At 37.3% G+C, this 17721-nt stretch carries 15 protein-coding genes; 8 read left to right on the top strand and 7 right to left on the bottom strand.

The features are described 5' to 3' along the window. Positions 1-9: 9 nt before the first annotated feature. From AO058_RS07885 to AO058_RS07870, 4 genes are all read right to left on the bottom strand, one after another. Positions 10-867, bottom strand: coding sequence for an ABC transporter permease (locus AO058_RS07885; RefSeq protein ID WP_075325945.1), 858 nt, complete (start codon positions 865-867; stop codon positions 10-12). Between the two features lie 727 nt (positions 868-1594). Then, positions 1595-1942 (bottom strand): four helix bundle protein, encoded by a 348-nt coding sequence (locus AO058_RS07880; protein ID WP_075325944.1) that lies wholly within the window; start codon positions 1940-1942, stop codon positions 1595-1597. A 46-nt stretch (positions 1943-1988) separates the two neighbouring features. Next, positions 1989-4460, bottom strand: coding sequence for a polysaccharide biosynthesis tyrosine autokinase (locus AO058_RS07875; RefSeq protein ID WP_075325943.1), 2472 nt, complete (start codon positions 4458-4460; stop codon positions 1989-1991). Next, positions 4461-5258: a polysaccharide biosynthesis/export family protein gene (locus AO058_RS07870; protein ID WP_232228903.1), complete on the bottom strand. Its 798-nt coding sequence runs from the start codon at positions 5256-5258 to the stop codon at positions 4461-4463. Positions 5259-5424: 166 nt separating this feature from the next. Here AO058_RS07870 and AO058_RS07865 point away from each other — a divergent pair, with 166 nt between their 5' ends. The 4 genes from AO058_RS07865 to AO058_RS07850 all read left to right on the top strand — a co-directional run bounded on the left by AO058_RS07865 (position 5425) and on the right by AO058_RS07850 (position 11470). After that, positions 5425-7290 carry an ABC-F family ATP-binding cassette domain-containing protein gene (locus AO058_RS07865; protein ID WP_075325941.1) on the top strand — a complete coding sequence of 622 codons (1866 nt, stop codon included), beginning with the start codon at positions 5425-5427 and terminating at the stop codon, positions 7288-7290. 395 nt (positions 7291-7685) lie between these two features. After that, positions 7686-8471, top strand: coding sequence for an O-methyltransferase (locus AO058_RS07860; RefSeq protein WP_232228902.1), 786 nt, complete (start codon positions 7686-7688; stop codon positions 8469-8471). Positions 8472-8516: 45 nt separating this feature from the next. Continuing rightward, positions 8517-9215 (top strand): ABC transporter ATP-binding protein, encoded by a 699-nt coding sequence (locus AO058_RS07855; RefSeq protein ID WP_075325939.1) that lies wholly within the window; start codon positions 8517-8519, stop codon positions 9213-9215. 206 nt (positions 9216-9421) lie between these two features. Further along, positions 9422-11470 (top strand): dipeptidyl-peptidase 3 family protein, encoded by a 2049-nt coding sequence (locus AO058_RS07850; protein ID WP_075325938.1) that lies wholly within the window; start codon positions 9422-9424, stop codon positions 11468-11470. Between the two features lie 142 nt (positions 11471-11612). On the opposite strand, the gene AO058_RS07845 is transcribed toward AO058_RS07850, so the two are convergent. Further along, positions 11613-12194 (bottom strand): PhnA domain-containing protein, encoded by a 582-nt coding sequence (locus AO058_RS07845; protein WP_075325937.1) that lies wholly within the window; start codon positions 12192-12194, stop codon positions 11613-11615. A gap of 247 nt (positions 12195-12441) precedes the next feature. Here AO058_RS07845 and AO058_RS07840 point away from each other — a divergent pair, with 247 nt between their 5' ends. Further along, positions 12442-12807 (top strand): BlaI/MecI/CopY family transcriptional regulator, encoded by a 366-nt coding sequence (locus AO058_RS07840; RefSeq protein ID WP_075325936.1) that lies wholly within the window; start codon positions 12442-12444, stop codon positions 12805-12807. Positions 12808-12809: 2 nt separating this feature from the next. Next, the gene (locus AO058_RS07835; protein WP_075325935.1) at positions 12810-13808 is read left to right on the top strand and encodes a M56 family metallopeptidase; all 999 of its coding nucleotides are present in this window, start codon (positions 12810-12812) and stop codon (positions 13806-13808) included. A 207-nt stretch (positions 13809-14015) separates the two neighbouring features. Here the strand turns inward: AO058_RS07835 and AO058_RS07830 are convergent, their stop codons facing one another. Beyond that, positions 14016-15332, bottom strand: a complete 1317-nt coding sequence (locus tag AO058_RS07830) for an IS1380 family transposase (protein WP_075325430.1) — start codon at positions 15330-15332, stop codon at positions 14016-14018. A gap of 108 nt (positions 15333-15440) precedes the next feature. Between AO058_RS07830 and AO058_RS07825 the strand changes: the two genes are divergently transcribed. Continuing rightward, positions 15441-15620, top strand: coding sequence for a hypothetical protein (locus tag AO058_RS07825; RefSeq protein ID WP_075325934.1), 180 nt, complete (start codon positions 15441-15443; stop codon positions 15618-15620). A 25-nt stretch (positions 15621-15645) separates the two neighbouring features. After that, positions 15646-15888: a hypothetical protein gene (locus AO058_RS07820; RefSeq protein ID WP_075325933.1), complete on the top strand. Its 243-nt coding sequence runs from the start codon at positions 15646-15648 to the stop codon at positions 15886-15888. Positions 15889-15962: 74 nt separating this feature from the next. Here AO058_RS07820 and AO058_RS07815 read toward each other — a convergent pair whose 3' ends face one another. Then, positions 15963-17672, bottom strand: coding sequence for a DUF885 domain-containing protein (locus tag AO058_RS07815; RefSeq protein WP_075325932.1), 1710 nt, complete (start codon positions 17670-17672; stop codon positions 15963-15965). Between the last annotated feature and the right edge of the window lie 49 nt (positions 17673-17721).

Genomic DNA, 17721 nt, shown 5'->3' with positions numbered 1-17721 from the left:
TCATCACTTTTAAACAGTATCAATAAAATTCTTTTCCGTTCGGTTAAAAATTATTAACCCCAGCAGAAAAAGTACAATTGAAACCACTAAAGTATATAAAAAGCCAGGCCAGGTAAATGTGCCCGTATCCAATACCATATACCTAAAGCCTTCAATAATTTGCGTTAAGGGGTTGTATTTTACTAACCAGGCCCAGTCGGGCATTTTTTCGGAAACTTCACTTAAAGGATAAGGCACGGCAGAGATATACATTAATAAAGTAGTGGCAAAACCTACCAACACCGTCAAATCCCGGTATTTTGTGGTTAATGCAGAAATCGTCATTCCCGCCCCAAGTCCCAGTAAAGCCATCATTAACACATAAACCGGAAACAAGAGTAGATTAGAATTAGGACTTAACTCAACTCCATTAAATAGAAAATAGAAATAGAAAATAATTAAAATCAGTAACTGGATTCCGAATTTAAACAAATTGGAAATTACCGTTTTTAAAGGCATAATTACTCGTGGAAAATAGACCTTTCCAAAAATACCTGCATTGGCTGTAAAGGTATTAGAGGTTCCGCTAAGACACTGATTAAAATAATTCCAGGCGGTTATTCCTGTAAGGTTAAAAAGAAAGGAAGGCACATTTCCTGTAGGAATACTTGCAATATTATTAAAAACAAGAGTGAAGATTATCGAGGTAAATAGCGGCTGGATAAAATACCAAAGCGGCCCTAAAATGGTTTGCTTATAAACCGTGACTATATCCCTTTTCACAAAAAGAATCAACAGGTCACGATACCGCCAGATCTCCTTAAAATTAAGATCGATCAGCTTTCGCTTTGGGGTGATTTCGTATAGCCAGTCGTTGTTTTCTGTCAAGGTGTTTTGGGAAAATTTTTCAGCAACGAAATTAAGGATTTTTAATTAGTTATTAGTCGGTAGGTTTTTTCTAACATCTAATATATAATATAGTGTGAGATTCTGATTAGCTTTAGCGGAACAAGAAGCATTCTAACTACGCAAAAACCCTTCCGTCACATCGAAGATGTGCCACCTTCCCTTGAAAAAGGGAAGGAGCTTTTATTCCTGATCTCGAAATAAGCAACAAAATATTAAAAAATCCATGGATTCGTGGCAAAACATCAGCAAACTACTTCGGAGCAAGCTCACGAAGCACTATTATTGAAAATATAATTTGATTTCGAGGCAAGCCTCGGAGTTTTCAATCTAGATTATCAAGTAAAAGCATCATTGCGATGGAGGGACGACTGAAGCAATCTCTTTATTCGAAAACTTTCAATCATAAGATTACCACGCTCCTGCGTCGCTCGTAATGACGAGAAACAAGAACCAGGAATAAAGAACAAAGACTAAATATTCGTGGATTCGTGGCGTAAAAAAAGTCGCTAGACTTTAGTCTTTAGACGGTAGTTCTTATGGTTCTAACGACTAATCATTACAGACTAAAAACTCTTATTTCTTCAAATATTGCTTCAAACTACTAATCATTTTGGAAAGTTCGGCTAGTTTTATTCGCTTCGCTCATTATTGTATTATTAGTAAAGAGTGAGGAGTGAAGAGATGAAAATATAAAATAATATATTCATTACTTTTTGTTTAAATAATTTCTGAAACCCAGCAATAACTTACGAACTTCTGTAGCTGACTCAAAGATGATATCTTCTTCATTTATATATTCTAACCTCACCGCAATAAGTAATTGAGTTTCTATTTCGGCAATTGAACCAATTGCAACATTGATAAAATAAAGTAGTTCTTTATTACCCTTTCTGGCTGCTCCTTCAGCAATATTCGAAGGAATTGAAACTGAAGCTCGTCTAAGCTGATTTGTCAAGCCATAAATTTCTGAAGAAGGAAAATTAGAAGTCACCTTATAAATCTCTTCCACCAAATCCATACTCCTTTTCCAAACATCCAGATCTTTATGATTCATCTTGTTATTTATTTCTCTTCACACTTCACCATTCACGCTTAACCAACTATTCGAAATTTCGCATCGCTTTCTTCCACCAGCGTTTGAATTTCCGGGTGGGATCAGATTTTTCTACGTAGCCTTTAGAATACCGGTTATATCCGTAGCCGTAACCATAGCCGTAGCCGTAACCATAGCCGTAGCCATAACCATATTTAGCACGGTGAACAAAGTGGTTTAATACAAAACTGATGTTCTTAATTTCCCCTTTACCGTATTTCTCGTTTATAGACTCCAGCATGCCACGCTTGGTGTAATCCTGGCGCACCAGATAAATTGTAGCATCGGCATGTTTCACCAGATTTAAAGCATCGGCAACCATCCCAATAGGTGGCGTATCCAGGATAATATAGTCGTATTTCTGCTTTAATTCTTCCATCAGCTTATCCATTTGCTCGTTGATAAGCAACTCTGATGGATTTGGCGGTACCGGCCCGGCGGTAATTACATCTAGATATGGAATCTTACTTTGCTGAATAATCTCATCACTACTCGCCTGGTCTATCAAATAATTCACAACTCCTAAATCGTTATTCAATTGGAAATCATCGAAGATCTTCGGCTTTCTTAAATCGACCCCAACCAGCACCGTTTTTCGTTCACTAAGAGCAAAAACCGTTGCGAGGTTCATTGCGCAAAAAGTCTTTCCCTCTCCCGAAACTGAAGAAGTAATCAGCAAAGTTTTGGAACCTGTAACACCCTGTTTTTTATACATAAACTGAAGACTGGAACGCAAACCTCTGAAACCTTCCGAAATAGATGATTTTGGATTATTAAAAACGACCAGATTAGAATCGGTTTTACTTTTTCCTATCATACCAAGAATAGGAATTGGAGATAAACGCGTTACTTCCTGTGCATTATGAATATTGGTATTCATAAAAACTAGCAGGAATACAAAAGTTAAGGGAATTACGCCCCCAACCAGCACAGCCATAACATAATTTAGCTGGGTATTCGGGCCAATTTGCCCACCACCGGTATCTTTAGCCGAATCGATCACCATCACATCACTTACATTCGCAGCTTTTATTAGTCCGGCTTCGCTCCTCTTCTCAAGAAACATATTATAAGATTTCTCGTTAAGGCTGTAACGGCGCTGAATTTTAAGTAGATCCTGTTCTTCCTGCGGAAGTTTACTTATCTCAGATTCCAGTTGGGCGATTTGTCGGTTAATATCCTGCTGCTCCTCCCTCAACAAACCTCTTGAAGAACTGATATTCTCCAGCAAAATTGATTTAACCGAATTGATTTGCCGATCTATATCGTCAAAAACCGGGGAATTCTCTTTAAGTGAATACTGATAATTACTTCTTTCTTCTGCCAGGCCAATAATTCTGGATACACCACTGGCAATACTTCCTTCTGAGATCCCCGCTACAGAAGGCGCTGGCACATTGGAGTAATCATTTCGGGTTTCCAGGTAATTTCTTAAGGTTTCGTAATAAGAAAGTTGCCGCCTGATGTCTTCTTTTCTAAGGTCTAAAGCTGAGAGCCTGTCGGAAAGCTGGGAACTTTCCGCAGAAATATCCATTATTGCATTTTCATTCCTGAATTGATTCAGCTCTGCTTCAACTAATTTTAATGCTTCAGATTGTACTGCTAAACTGGAATCTATAAATCGAATGGTTTTGGTTGCAAAAAGGTTTTTCCGCGCCAGCATATTTTCACTAAGTACACGAACGGTTCCATTGAGATAATCTACAATCCGGTCTTTATTTCCACCGGTTTGATTCATTCTTAAAACCGAAGAACCCTGGGATTCGGGGCTAACATTTACATTTCGGTACCTGCCAACAGCAGAATCAAAATTCATAAAACTCACGTAGAAAGGAGTTCCTGCCTGTAAAGGTTGGTCTACCCTAATAATGGATCCACTAAAAAATGGAAGCCGAACCAGCTCCCCAGATTTATAATTTTTACTGAATTCTTTAGGTTCTACCTCCCTATAAGTTTTCTCTTTGGTTTTATAATTCTGAAGGCTCAAACTCGAAGGCACATTCGCTTTTAAATTATAGGTTACCGAATCTATAAAGGTAATTGTCATCGTCACATTTGTAGCCTGGGCCTTTGCCGTATCTGCCACCACTGTGAATGGGGTGCTGCCATAAGCATCTATACGTTGATATTCGCCTTCTTTTAAATATTGAGTATAAAACTGAAGTTCCTCTACCACCTCTTCGTTATGCGACCGCGATCGCAAGATGGTCATTGCGGTATTCACCTTATCTGAAGTTCCTCCCCAGTTAAAAGTCAAACTGGTATTACTGGTAAAAAAAGGATTCTGATCGTCTTTTATAGAAATGGAATTACCCAGGTTATAAACCGGTAATTTCCTAACGTTATTATAGTAGGCAACCGCCAAACTAATCCCCACTGAAAGTAAAATAAGCTTCCAGTAACTTATAACTTTTAGTACAAAACCTTTAAAATCGAAGGTTGAGCCAACATCTGATATGTGATCGTCTTCGTGCGCCATTTAAATCCTGCTAAATAATAAGATGGTTGTGGTTACAAAAGATAATATGGTAACTCCTGTTCTAAATATTTCCAATCCGGTGGTGCCCAATCCCAGCGCCTTTTGTGGCAAAGCATTTACCAAAATAAGATCGTTGGGTTGTATATAATAATATTCACTTTGGGTCGCATCAATATCGGTTAGATCTATTTTATGAACTTCTTCCCCATATGGATATTGCCTTATAATCTTTACATTTTCCATATCGCCATATTCAGAAATTCCCCCCGCATTAGCCACGGCCTCCATGATGGTCACTTTTTCTTTATAAATTACCTGGCTGCCGGTTCCTATTTCGCCCAGAGTGGTATATCTTATCCCCGCCAGTTTTACTGTAACAAAAAGATTGGCTTCCTCTCTAAAGTAATTTTCCAGTAATAAATTTTCTATTTTCTCTCTTATCTCTCTTTCGGTATAACCTAAAACATTTACTTCGCCTAAAGTGGGAACACGAATATTGCCGTGATCGTCTACCGTGAAACCATCAAAATAAACAGCTTCTTCAGTTGTTGCATTCGGATTTGCTTCTCCAACGGGATTAAACATCCCCACCAGTTCCTGGTCTAGCGCTTTCACCCGAATACTTAAAAGGTCGCCAGTTTGGATGCGATATGGCTTTTTTAACTGCTGAATCTGGATAATACTATCCATTTCCCGGTCCTTACCCTGCAGGTAAGTTGTTTTTTTAGTAGAAATACAAGACGAGAAACTTAAAACTCCCGCCATTAAGATTAAAATGAGATAGTATCTTTTCAGCATATTTTGCTATTGATTCGGGATATCAAGATGATTTAAATCGACCAACGCCTATTTTCACAGCGAGCCAAGCATCTTAATTTAGATAGTTTTAACAAATATAGTTTTTGTAGGCTAATAATAAAATTAAGTCGCAATTTTCCTTTTATTTTGCACAAAACTCAAGTCTGTGAATTATTTAAGTGTAGAGAATATTGCTAAAGCCTACGGGGAACGCGTTTTATTTGAAGATATTTCCTTCGGAATCAATGAAGGACAAAAAGTAGGATTTATAGCTAAAAACGGAACCGGAAAAACTTCGCTTCTGGACATCCTGGCAGGTTTCGATGCGCCAGATGCGGGTAAAGTGGTGTATAGGAAGGATATCACTACTGCATTTCTTCCGCAGGAACCCAATTTAGATCCGAATTTGACGGTGGAAGAAACTATATTTTCTTCAGATAATGAAATTCTGAACATTATAAACCGCTACGAAAAAGCGCTTAAAAATCCTGATGATGCTGAAGCTTATCAAAAGGCTTTTGAAGAAATGGACGCTGCTCAAGCCTGGGATTTTGAAACCCAGTACAAACAAATTTTGTTTAAACTAAAACTGGACGATCTTTCTAAAGAAGTGAAACATCTATCGGGCGGTCAAAAAAAGCGACTTGCGCTTACCGTGATGTTACTGCAAAAACCAAACTTTATCATAATGGATGAGCCTACCAACCACCTAGATCTGGATATGATCGAGTGGCTGGAAGAATATTTTAAGAAAGAGAACTTTACCATTTTTATGGTTACTCACGACAGGTATTTCCTGGAACGAGTTTGTAACGAGATCGTTGAGCTTGATCACGGCAACCTTTACACCTATAAAGGGAACTACGGCTATTACCTTGATAAGAAAGATGCAAGGATGGCTCAGGAGGCCACTAATACTGAAAAAGCTAAACAGCTTTACAAAAAAGAACTGGAATGGATGCGTCGCCAACCTAAAGCGCGTACCACAAAATCTAAATCGAGGATAGACGATTTCCAGGATATTAAAGATCGGGCTCATAAACGCCGCCAGGATCACGAAGTGCAGCTGGAGTTAAATATGGAACGCCTGGGAAGCAAAATTGTGGAACTTCATAATATTGGTAAATCTTTCCAGGATAAACAACTGCTGGAAAATTTCAGTTATAACTTTAAGCGTGGGGAACGCATTGGTATTATTGGAAAAAACGGTACCGGAAAATCAACTTTCCTAAATATCCTAACCGGAGGAATTAAACCCGATACCGGCAAAGTAGTTATTGGGGAAACCATAAAATTCGGTTATTACACTCAATCTGGAATTAATATTAAGCCCGGTCAAAAAGTTATTGAAGTGATTCGGGAGTTTGGTGATTATATTCCTTTGAAAAAGGGTCGGCAAATTTCGGCTCAACAACTTTTAGAGCGCTTTTTATTTGACCGGAAAAAACAATACGATTTTGTTGAAAAATTAAGTGGAGGTGAACGAAAACGACTTTACCTCTGTACAGTGCTTATTCAAAACCCCAACTTCCTAATTCTCGATGAACCTACAAACGATCTTGATATTGTTACGCTGAATGTACTGGAAAGCTTTCTACTCGATTTTCCGGGTTGTTTATTAGTGGTTTCACACGACAGGTATTTTATGGATAAGATCGTTGATCACCTTTTCGTGTTTCAGGGAAATGCAGAAGTTCAGGATTTTCCAGGAAACTATACCGATTATCGCGCTTATGAAGATAGTGCTACTATAGAAGCCAGGGAAGAAACTTCAGAAAGCGATAATAATAAGAAAGACTGGAAAAAGACCAGTTCCGGTACTAAACTAAGTTATAACGAACAAAAAGAGTTTGGAAAACTGGAAAAAGAAATCGCAAAACTAGAGCAGAAAAAAGAGAAACTTCAGCAAAAATTCTTAGAAGATCTTGATCCCGATGAAATTAAAGAAAACTCAATAAAACTGCAGGAAATAGATGACGCCATAGAAACCAAAACCGAACGCTGGTTTGAGCTTGGAGCGAAGGCGGAGTAGTTCAGTTGGCGGTTTTTAGTGGACAGTAAGCAGTATTACACTAAAAAATTTGGACAGTCTGAAATGAAATTTTGTTTGTATAAATTATCTAATAGTTTAAAAATCGTCAAGCTGAATTTATTTCAGCTTCTAACTTGATAGAATTATCCTCATCTTAGATCCTGAAATAAATTCAGGATGACGGAAATGTCGCTTTTCGAACTGTTCAAAATAAAATATAGTAACTTAAGCAAACTACCTCTAGTGAGGTCCAGGAGATAGTTTTGAAAAATAAATCGATTTCGGAATAAGCATTTAAGTACTTAAATCTCAATTAATAAAAAAATAATTTACCAGAAACTCTGCAATTAAAATCCTACATAAAATTCCTTCTAAAATCCCAAAATCAGCATGGGTTGCATTCGCCGTTTGTGTATGATTTGGTAACAAATTGCTTTTATGATAAAAGGAAATACAAAGAATATAAGCTGTTAAAGCAATACCGAAAAGATCTTCTAAAAAATAATACCACCATTCAGGTGACCGATTTTGGTGCCGGGAGTCGAGTGTTTACCTCTAATAAACGTACAATTTCAGCGATTGCTAAAAACGTAGGAATTCCGAAGAAAAGAGCCAGGTTTTTATTTCGTTTGATTACTTACTTAGATTGTAAAAATAATCTTGAATTAGGTACTTCCCTGGGAATAGGTGCCGCTGCTCTGGCTGCAGATAAAAAAAGTAACTTAGTAAGTATTGAAGGTTGCCCCCAAACCGCTGAAGTAGCACGGAAACAACTGAAAAAATTCAACATTAAAAATGCAAACCTAATTGTTGGGGAGTTTGAAGAAATTCTTTCTAAAATTGTGACCCAACCTGAGGAAAAAAGTAAGACTTCCAAAGATTCACAAGGACATCAACAACAAACAAAAAACAATAAACACCAAACAACCTTCGATCTTATTTATTTCGATGGCCATCACACCAAAGAAGCTACATTAAAATATTTTCAACAATTATTACCTACCGCTCATAATAATTCGGTTTTTGTGCTAGATGATATTCACTGGTCTGCAGAGATGGAAGAAGCCTGGGAAGAAATTAAAGCGCATCCAGAAGTAAGAGTAACTATTGACACATTTTTCCTCGGACTTGTATTTTTTAGAAAAGAGCAGGTAAAACAGCATTTTACAATAAGGTTGTAACAAAAATGGCAAACCAGCGTCCTATATACACAAAATTATTTTGGCATGAGTAAAGTCATTGAGATTAGGCAAATTACCAGGGATTTTCCACTCGGAAATGAAGTGGTTAAAGTTTTAAAAGGGATAGACCTGGATATTGATAGAGGTGAATATGTAGCCATTATGGGCCCCTCAGGGTCGGGAAAATCTACCTTAATGAACTTATTGGGTTGCCTGGATACGCCAACTTCCGGAACCTATATCCTTAATGGAAAAGATGCGAGCCAAATGGGTGACGATGAACTTGCCGAAATTAGAAACAAAGAGATCGGTTTTGTTTTTCAAACCTTCAACCTGCTTCCCAGGACTACCGCTCTAGAGAATGTTGCTTTACCAATGATCTATGCCGGTTACAGCAAAACCGACCGAAAAAAACGTGCTGAGGAAGTGCTTACTAATGTTGGCTTAGGAGACCGAATGGACCATAAACCAAATCAACTTTCAGGAGGGCAGCGCCAAAGAGTTGCTGTTGGTAGAGCCCTGGTTAACAAACCTTCCATAATTCTCGCCGATGAACCTACCGGAAACCTGGATTCAAAAACTTCATTAGAAATCATGAATCTTTTTGATGAAATTCACGCCGCGGGAAATACAGTAATTTTAGTTACTCACGAAGAAGAAGTTGCTGAACATGCCCACCGGGTAATTCGTCTTCGAGATGGAATGGTAGAAAGTGATGATCGAAAAGAGGTTATTAGCCAATAAGCGGTTATCCGGATAAATTTCTTTCCAAAATTCCTTAAATCAGATTTTTTCATCTGACTCAAAAAAGGTTTCATAAAAGCCAGACTTCTGCATTTTTCAGAAATTACCAAGATGTTTTCTGGAATTACAATGGGGCTGATTTCCACATCCGGAAGCTTCACATAAAGAGGATTATTCTTAACTTTGAAGTCTAAATATTCACCACAATGAAGCATAAATTTTCAATTTTTCTGCTTGCACTTGCAAGCATTTTTATTTCCTGTAATGACCGGGAAAAAGAAACGAATACTAACCAGGAACAAACCGAAACTAAAGAGAATAGTTCTGTTAAAGTAGATGAATTCGCAGATATTAAGATTCTTAGGTACGAAATACCGGGATGGGGAAATCTAGATCTCAAAGAGCAAAAATTAGTTTATTATCTTACCCAGGCAGGCCTTGCGGGACGAGATATTATTTGGGCTCAAAACTACAAACACAATCTAAAGATTAGAAAAGCTTTAGAGAATGTGTATGCCAATTACGAAGGCGACAAAAATTCTGAAGATTGGAAAGCTTTTAAAACCTACCTAAAACGAATTTGGTTTTCAAACGGCATTCATCATCATTATTCTAATAATAAGATCAAGCCTGATTTTGATAAAGAATACCTTGAAACATTATTATCAGAAACCAATACTGAACTTAGTGGAGAGCCTTTAGAAGTTATTTTTAACGATAAGGACGCTAAAAAAGTAAACTTAGATGAAGCCGAAGGTTTACTTTCGGGATCTGCCACCAATTTTTACGGAGCGGATGTTACCGCTGCTGAAGTTGAAGAATTCTATGCAAATAAAAAATCCCCTAATCCCGAGAAACCGCTTTCTTTCGGTCTCAATTCTAAACTTGTCAAAGAAAACGGGCAATTAAAGGAACAGGTTTACAAAGTTGATGGTCTATATGGCGATGCAATTTCTGAAATTATCAAATGGTTAGAAAAAGCTGAAGCGGTTGCCGAAAACGAAAAACAAGCTAATGCTTTAGGACTTCTTATAGAATATTATAAAACCGGAGATCTTGAAGTTTGGGACGATTATAATGTTGCCTGGGTTGAAGCCACAGAGGGAAATATCGATTATATCAACGGATTTATCGAAGTCTATAATGATCCGTTAGGCTACCGCGGTTCTTATGAGAATATTGTACAGATAAAAGATTTCGATATGTCTCAAAAAATGAAAGTTTTGGAAGATAACGTGCAATGGTTCGAAGACAACGCGCCTATCATGGATGAGCACAAAAAAGAAGAAGTAGTTGGCGTAACCTACAAAACCGTTATTGTTGCCGGGGAAGCCGGAGATGCTTCACCGAGCACGCCCATTGGTGTAAATCTTCCTAATGCAAACTGGATAAGACAGGAACACGGAAGCAAATCTGTTTCTTTAGGTAATATTATTAACGCCTATAGCAAAGCTGGCGGAAGCGAAAAACTTAAAGAGTTTTCTCACGATGAGGAAGAGATTGAGTTAAGTGAGCAGTACGGCGAACAGGCCGATAAATTGCATACTGCACTTCACGAAGTAGTGGGCCACGCATCGGGTAAAATCAATCAGGGAGTTGGTCAGACCAAAGAAACTTTAAAAAGTTATGCCTCTACTATGGAAGAAGGTCGTGCTGATTTAGTGGGACTTTATTACCTGATGGATCCAAAATTAGAAGAATTAGGATTAACTGATGATCATACGAAGCTGGGGAAAGCGGCTTACAACGATTATATCAGGAATGGAATGCTGGGCCAATTAACCAGGATAGAGATGGGCGAAGACATTGAGGAAGCTCACATGAGAAACAGGATGTGGGTAAGTTCCTGGGTTATTGAAAAAGGGAAAGAAGATGGAGTGATCGAAAAAGTTAAAAAAGACGGAAAAACTTATTACGACATTAAAGATTACGAGAAGCTTCGAGAACTTTTTGGAGAGTTATTACGTGAAACCCAAAGAATTAAATCTGAAGGTGATTACGAAGCTGCCAAAAACCTGGTAGAAAATTATGGTGTAAAAGTAGATCAGGAAATTCACAAAGAAGTTTTAGAACGAAATGCAGTCTTTAAGTCAGCGCCTTACAGCGGTTTTGTAAATCCTGAGCTTGTAACCGAAACGGACGAAAGTGGTGAAATTACGACTATTAAGGTAACTCAGCCTGAAAGCTTTGAAGGGCAAATGCTGGAGTATTCTAAGAAATACAACTTTTTGAAAGAAGACGCCGGAGCGGAGTAAAAATTAAGAAGCGAAAATTATTAAATTCCCTTCTTTAATTTTTCTTTAAAATTTAAAGCCACGAATATAAATTGTGTTCGTGGCTTTTTATATGAAAAATATTGAAGACGCTTATTTGAAGTAGCTGTTCAAAAGATTCAACTTATACTTTCTTAACGAATTTAGTTAAGATTACGATCTGCTGTCCTTCTACCTTTCCCTCAATTTGTTCTGCATTATCGTGTACTAAAGAAACCCGGCGCACAGCAGTTCCACGTTTAGCGGTTAAACTACTGCCTTTCACATTTAAATCTTTAGTAAGCACCACGGTGTCACCGGCTTCGATTACTGCTCCATTACTGTCTTTATGAATAACTTCCGGTGTAGTACTTTCTTTGGAGACCAACTGGGATTTAGCAAAAGCTTTCAGCTCGTCTTCCATATACATCATATCCAGTAAATCCTGGGGCCAGCCTTCAGATTTAAGTCTGGTTAGCATTTGAAAAGCAGTTACCTGAACAGCAGGAACCGTACTCCACATAGAATCGTTTAAACAACGCCAGTGATTTACCTCAACTTTATCAAAATCTTCCAGCTGATCGGTGCAAACGTGGCACGCCATAAAACTTCCATCGGTAGCTTCTCCCGGGAAATTCTCAAGGCTATAAACCTGTAAATTATCTGTAGCGCTACAAAGTTCGCAGGTACTATCGCTGCGTTCTCTTAATTCTTTTTCTAAATTCATACTTGATTTTTGAAGTCGCGAAGATAGGTATTAAAGAAGAAATTACTTCTTCAGCCATTTCGCAATTTCATAAGTAGCCTATTCATTAGTTAAATAATCTTCATCATTATCCAATTCATCTTACTTTGAAAAAAACATTTCAATGTAACTCAGCTGATTAAAGGAGATTTTAAAATTATTTAATTCTATGTTTGTAGAATTAAATAATTATTCTACATTTGTAGAGAACGATCTAAACTTGTAGAAAATGAGTCTTTCAAAATCTGAAGAACAATTAATGCAAATCCTCTGGAAACAGGAAAAGGCTTTTATGAAAGACCTTATAGAAGCATACCCAGAACCTAAACCCGCACCTACAACTATTGCCACACTTTTAAAAAGGATGCAGGACAAAAGTTTCGTGGACTACAAACAATATGGCCGTTCCCGAGAATATTTTCCCCTGGTAAAAAAGAAAGATTACTTCTCTAAACAGTTTAATGGAATTATTAAGAATTTTTTCAATGATTCTGCTTCCCAGTTTGCTTCATTTTTCACCAGGGAGACCAATTTAACTAAAGAAGAATTGGAGGATTTAAAGAAGTTAATAGATAACGAAATAAAAAATAAGTAGTTATGGAATGGTATATTTTAAAATCTGTAACGATCCTGACTACTTTACTTCTTTTTTACAAGTTGCTTCTTGAGAAAGAGGATATGCATACGTTCAAGCGTTTTTATTTACTCTTTGCGGTAATAGCATCTATTGGAATTCCCCTTATTACCATTACTACCTATATTGAACCTACTTCTCAAAATTTTGACCCTGCCTTACTTCAATCTTCCGAGGAAATCTCAATAGCAGAAGATCTATCTTTTATGGATTACCTGCCGTTCATTCTTTGGACCATCTATGCATTGGGAGTGACTTTCTTCAGTATAAAATTTATAAGAAATCTAAAAGAATTATTATTGAAGGTTAGGAGGAATCCCAAAGTAAAGAAAGAAGGTTCAACGAGAATACTAGTACGGGAAGAGATTGATCCACATACTTTTTTGAATTATATCTTTCTAAACAAAAAGAAGTATGATCAAAAACAAATTCCAAAGGAAGTAATTATTCACGAAGAAGCACACGCTAATCAAAGACACAGTTTGGATATTCTTTTCGTGGAATTTCTGCAGATTATTTTCTGGATAAATCCGCTAATATTTTTCTTAATAGATTTCATCAAACTCAATCACGAGTTCCTGGCCGACCGCGAGGTACTTAAAAAAGGAATTCAAAAAGCCGAATATCAAACCACATTATTATCATTTTCATCAGGACATTTACATAGTGACTTTGTAAATCCCATTAATTATTCATCAATCAAAAAACGTTTTATAGTTATGAAAACACAAACATCTAAAAAAACAATTTGGACAAAAGGTTTACTTCTTTTGCCTTTAATCGGATTATTAATTTACAGTTGTAGCACGAGGGAGGAAGAGGAAAAAACAAATCGTGAACCTGTTGTCAATAGTCAATCTGCAGAAAAAGCTACCCCAGAAATGGTAAGTGAGTACAACGAGATCGCTAAGTCGTATAATTCGCAGGATGCTAAGCCTGTCGAAGTTACTGATTATACCTAAAAATGTAAAACGAACTTTTTAGGCTAAAGTCATTTCTTCGAATTGGTTGGTAATGATGTTTTTTATGATTTTGGTCTGAATATTCTGGAGACATAATTATTTTAGGGGTAATTTTTATTGTGTCTTTGGGATTTTTTTGTTTTTACGTATTTTTTGGACATACCTATCCCTGTGCATATGTATGATGATATTGATTTTTTGTTTTGGTTATGCGGCTTCGAGTAAACTCGTCATTTCCTCCCAGTCCTCTCTAAAGAAATGATTTTCGTACATCTTAAGCTCTATACTGCGGCCACTTGAAGTTACCTTTGCCGGAACCTCGACAAACCATTCCATAAAGGTACGGTGTTCCTGTTTTTTGAACCTGTCTTTCTTCTGGCGCATCATTAAAGAAATATTATAAGCTAAGACTCCTAATTGCCAGAGGATATCATTTGCCCAGAAGTTATTAGTTAATGTACCTCCGGCCATGGTATGACTTTTCACTTGTTCAATCCAGGTTTCGCTGATCGAACGCAGCTTATATATCTCGTGCAGTTGTGTGGCATCTTTGTCATAGCTACTGATATAACAGGCATATTGGTACAACGGAACAACATCCCGTCCTCCAAGAAACTCCACCTCTATATACTCTTTGACCGTACGTACGGCCTTGAGCTTCCTGGTCTTTTTCCAGCCTTTCGCTTTATAGGAGAACTCACAGATGGCAATATCCTTTTCCATATCTATCATTGTCCATTCTTGCCTTTCCAGCAGTTTTTTGAGATTTTTCAGCTTTACCTTTACCAAATAGTCCCAGTTGTAATCCTCCAACAAGTCAAAGAGATCTCCAGAGAAAAAGCCACTGTCGGCACGGAAGAATACCTTATCGACAGTATTGGGCAGACTGGCTTTGACTTCCTGTAAAAAATCCGTGATACCGTTGGAAGTAAAGGCTGAACCGGTCCTGAACCAACTGTGGTAGAGCATTTTTAATTCGCTTACAAAAATCAAGAGTGGATGATAGCTCCTGGAACCTTTCTTTATAGGATTATATCCTTTGGCGGCCCCTGTCTGATTGCCGCAAACTGTTTTGACGGTCGAATCGGCATCCAAAGTTATGCTGGCCAATTTGCTCTTTTTCAACCAAGCTGCATTTTTGCCAAGTAACAGCTCCTGTAACTTGCGTGCACCACCTTGTCCCATTTTTTTTAAGGTGGCCGATATTGCATTCTGGTTTATACCTTTGTCAAGTTTCAATAAGGTCTTAATCAGTCCATCATTACTGAAGTTGGAGATTTTTTTGATCCGACTGACTCCGCTTATGGAGGCCATTACAATAACTAATAAAATCTGATCTTTACCGAATTTTGTGGCGTTTTGCCAGTGGGTGGGGAAGGAACTACTGAACATTTGCACCAAGCCCTGTTTGTTCATAAATCGGAGGATAGGGTTGAGACCTGCGTATTTAGTAAGACGATTCCCTGAGAATGAATGCTTTACAACTTTCGCTTTTCCGTTTAGTTTATTCTTTGTACTTTTCACCTTCAAAGTGATGTTTGTTTTATTTTATATTTTGTGTTAACAACTTAAATATAAGTAAAATACATCACTTTTTTTTATTTCCATTTTACGATTCTAGGTTATAATAAAATGCGCGAAATTTATAATCTTATGTCTCCAGAGCAGAAAAAAAATGCGGAAATTTTTCCTGAAGTAGAAATTATAGAAGTGGTTGAAAATAAAAAAGCCACACCTGAGATGATTGCAGAGTATAATAAAATCATCAGGAATTTAAATGAGACGGGAATGATTAAACAAAAAAAATCATAACCGGATTATAGAAATCTTAAGTCTAATGACCCTCGAACAAAAGGAAAATGCCGTGCAATCCAAATTTGAAATTCTTCCTCCACCACCGCCGGCTCCACCAAGCTTTGAAAAATTACTGGCAGATGGTGCGACTTTTTATTACCAGGGGAATATTATTGAACCGCAAAAAGCACGAGAATTGGTGGAAGATCAAAAAAAGGTGAATGTGGAAATTACTTATAACAGTAAGGAAAGACCAGTAGTAAGTTTAACCGATAAAGAGAATTAGAAAAACTGATTAAAAAATAAAGAACCTCTTCGATCTAATATCGAAGAGGTTCTTTATTTAATTTTTGGTACCTATCAATCGTTATTACTTTCAATAAACGCATTCACCCGTTCTTCCAAAATTGGCAGCGTAACCACACCCTGCTCTAAAATCACTTCGTGGAAATCGCGAATATCAAAATCACTCCCAAGGGCTTCTTCTGCTTTTTTACGCAATTCCCTGATTTTAATTTCTCCTATTTTATAGGAAACAGCCTGGCCAGGCCAGGAAATATAGCGATCTACCTCTGTATTGATATTATGCATAGAAAGCGCCGTATTTTTCTCGAAATATTCTACCGCTTCATCCCTACTCCAACCCATTGCGTGAATTCCTGTATCGATAACTAATCGGCAAGCACGCCATTGTTCGTAAGTAAGCTTACCAAACATCTCGTATGGCGTAGTGTAAATCCCCATATCTTCAGCTAAGAACTCAGAATACAAGCCCCAACCTTCTCCATAAGCCGATAAATACATATTTCTTCGGAATTTTGGAATACTGTCGCCTAATTCGGCATTTAACGCGTTCTGTAAATGATGTCCCGGCACGGCTTCGTGGGCGGTTAAAGAAGGTAAAACATATAACGGACGATTAGATAAATTATAGGTATTCACCCAGTAATAGCCCGGCTGTGTTTCGTTTGAAGCACCAATATAACGCCCCGTGGTATACTTTGGCGCTATAGCATCAGGTACTTTTGTCACTCCGTAAGGTTTTCTTGGTAAGGTTTTAAAATAAGCTGGAAGTTTCTCGTCAATACGCTTAGCAATATCACGTGCTTCCATTAATAATTCGTCCCCGGTTTTAGCGTAAAATTGTACGTCGGTTCTTAAAAAATGAATGAATTCTTCGAAACTACCCTCAAACTCAACTTCAGCTATTATTTTTTTCATTTCTGAATTAATTCGCGCTACTTCCTCTAAACCAATTTGATGAATTTCTTCTGCCGATAAATCTAAAGTGGTATAATAATCCAGCCTGTTTTGGTAATATTCCCTTCCATTTGGAATTTCAGAAACGCCTAAACTTTTTCGCGTATTTGGTAGATATTCAGTTTCAAAAAATGTTTTAATTCTTTTAAACTGGGGAATCACATTCTTACCAATTGCCTCTTCTGCGGCTTTTAAAACAGAATCTTTTTGCACTTCAGAAAGCGTTTTCGGAAGATTTTCAAAAGGTTCATAGAAGTAGCTTTCTTTTGGATCTTCCACGATTTGGTCGTTATAAGTAGATTCGTATCCTTCAAAAATTATTCTGGGCTGAGTATTTCCTTTTTGTAATCCTTCACGCAATAAGACGAAATGCTGATCTACATAAGTGGGAATCGCATTTAATTTATTCAAATATGCTTTTACCTGATTATAATTATTTAAATCTCTAACCTGGTAAGCAAGGCTTAAATGAAATCCCGAATCTGAAAGCAACGGATTTAAATAAGCTTCGTATTTATAGCGATCTACGGTTTCCTGAAGCTTGAATTTTAGCATTTCCAGAGAAATCTTTTCGGTTTCACTTAAAGAATCGGCCTTTATTTCCTGGAGTTGCTCCAACTGCTTCTCAGCAAATTCCGATTCTTCTTTGTAATATTTCTCGGTAAATAATCCCAAAGGAAATTCTTCACGATCGTAAGCTTTATGATCTTCTATTTCACTAAGGATGGAATCCAATTTTTCTGAAGCTTCCTGTGCAGATAGAAAGGAAATACATACGAAAGCGAGGGCAATGCTGAAAAGTTTTTTCATAAAAAAGTAGAATTTTCAATAAAGATAAGGTTTCTAAGGAAATTGGTAA

It is taken from the genome of Salegentibacter sp. T436 (assembly GCF_001932675.1).
Taxonomy (GTDB): Bacteria; Bacteroidota; Bacteroidia; order Flavobacteriales; family Flavobacteriaceae; genus Salegentibacter; species Salegentibacter agarivorans.
This window is presented reverse-complemented; position numbering and strand designations above follow the sequence as displayed.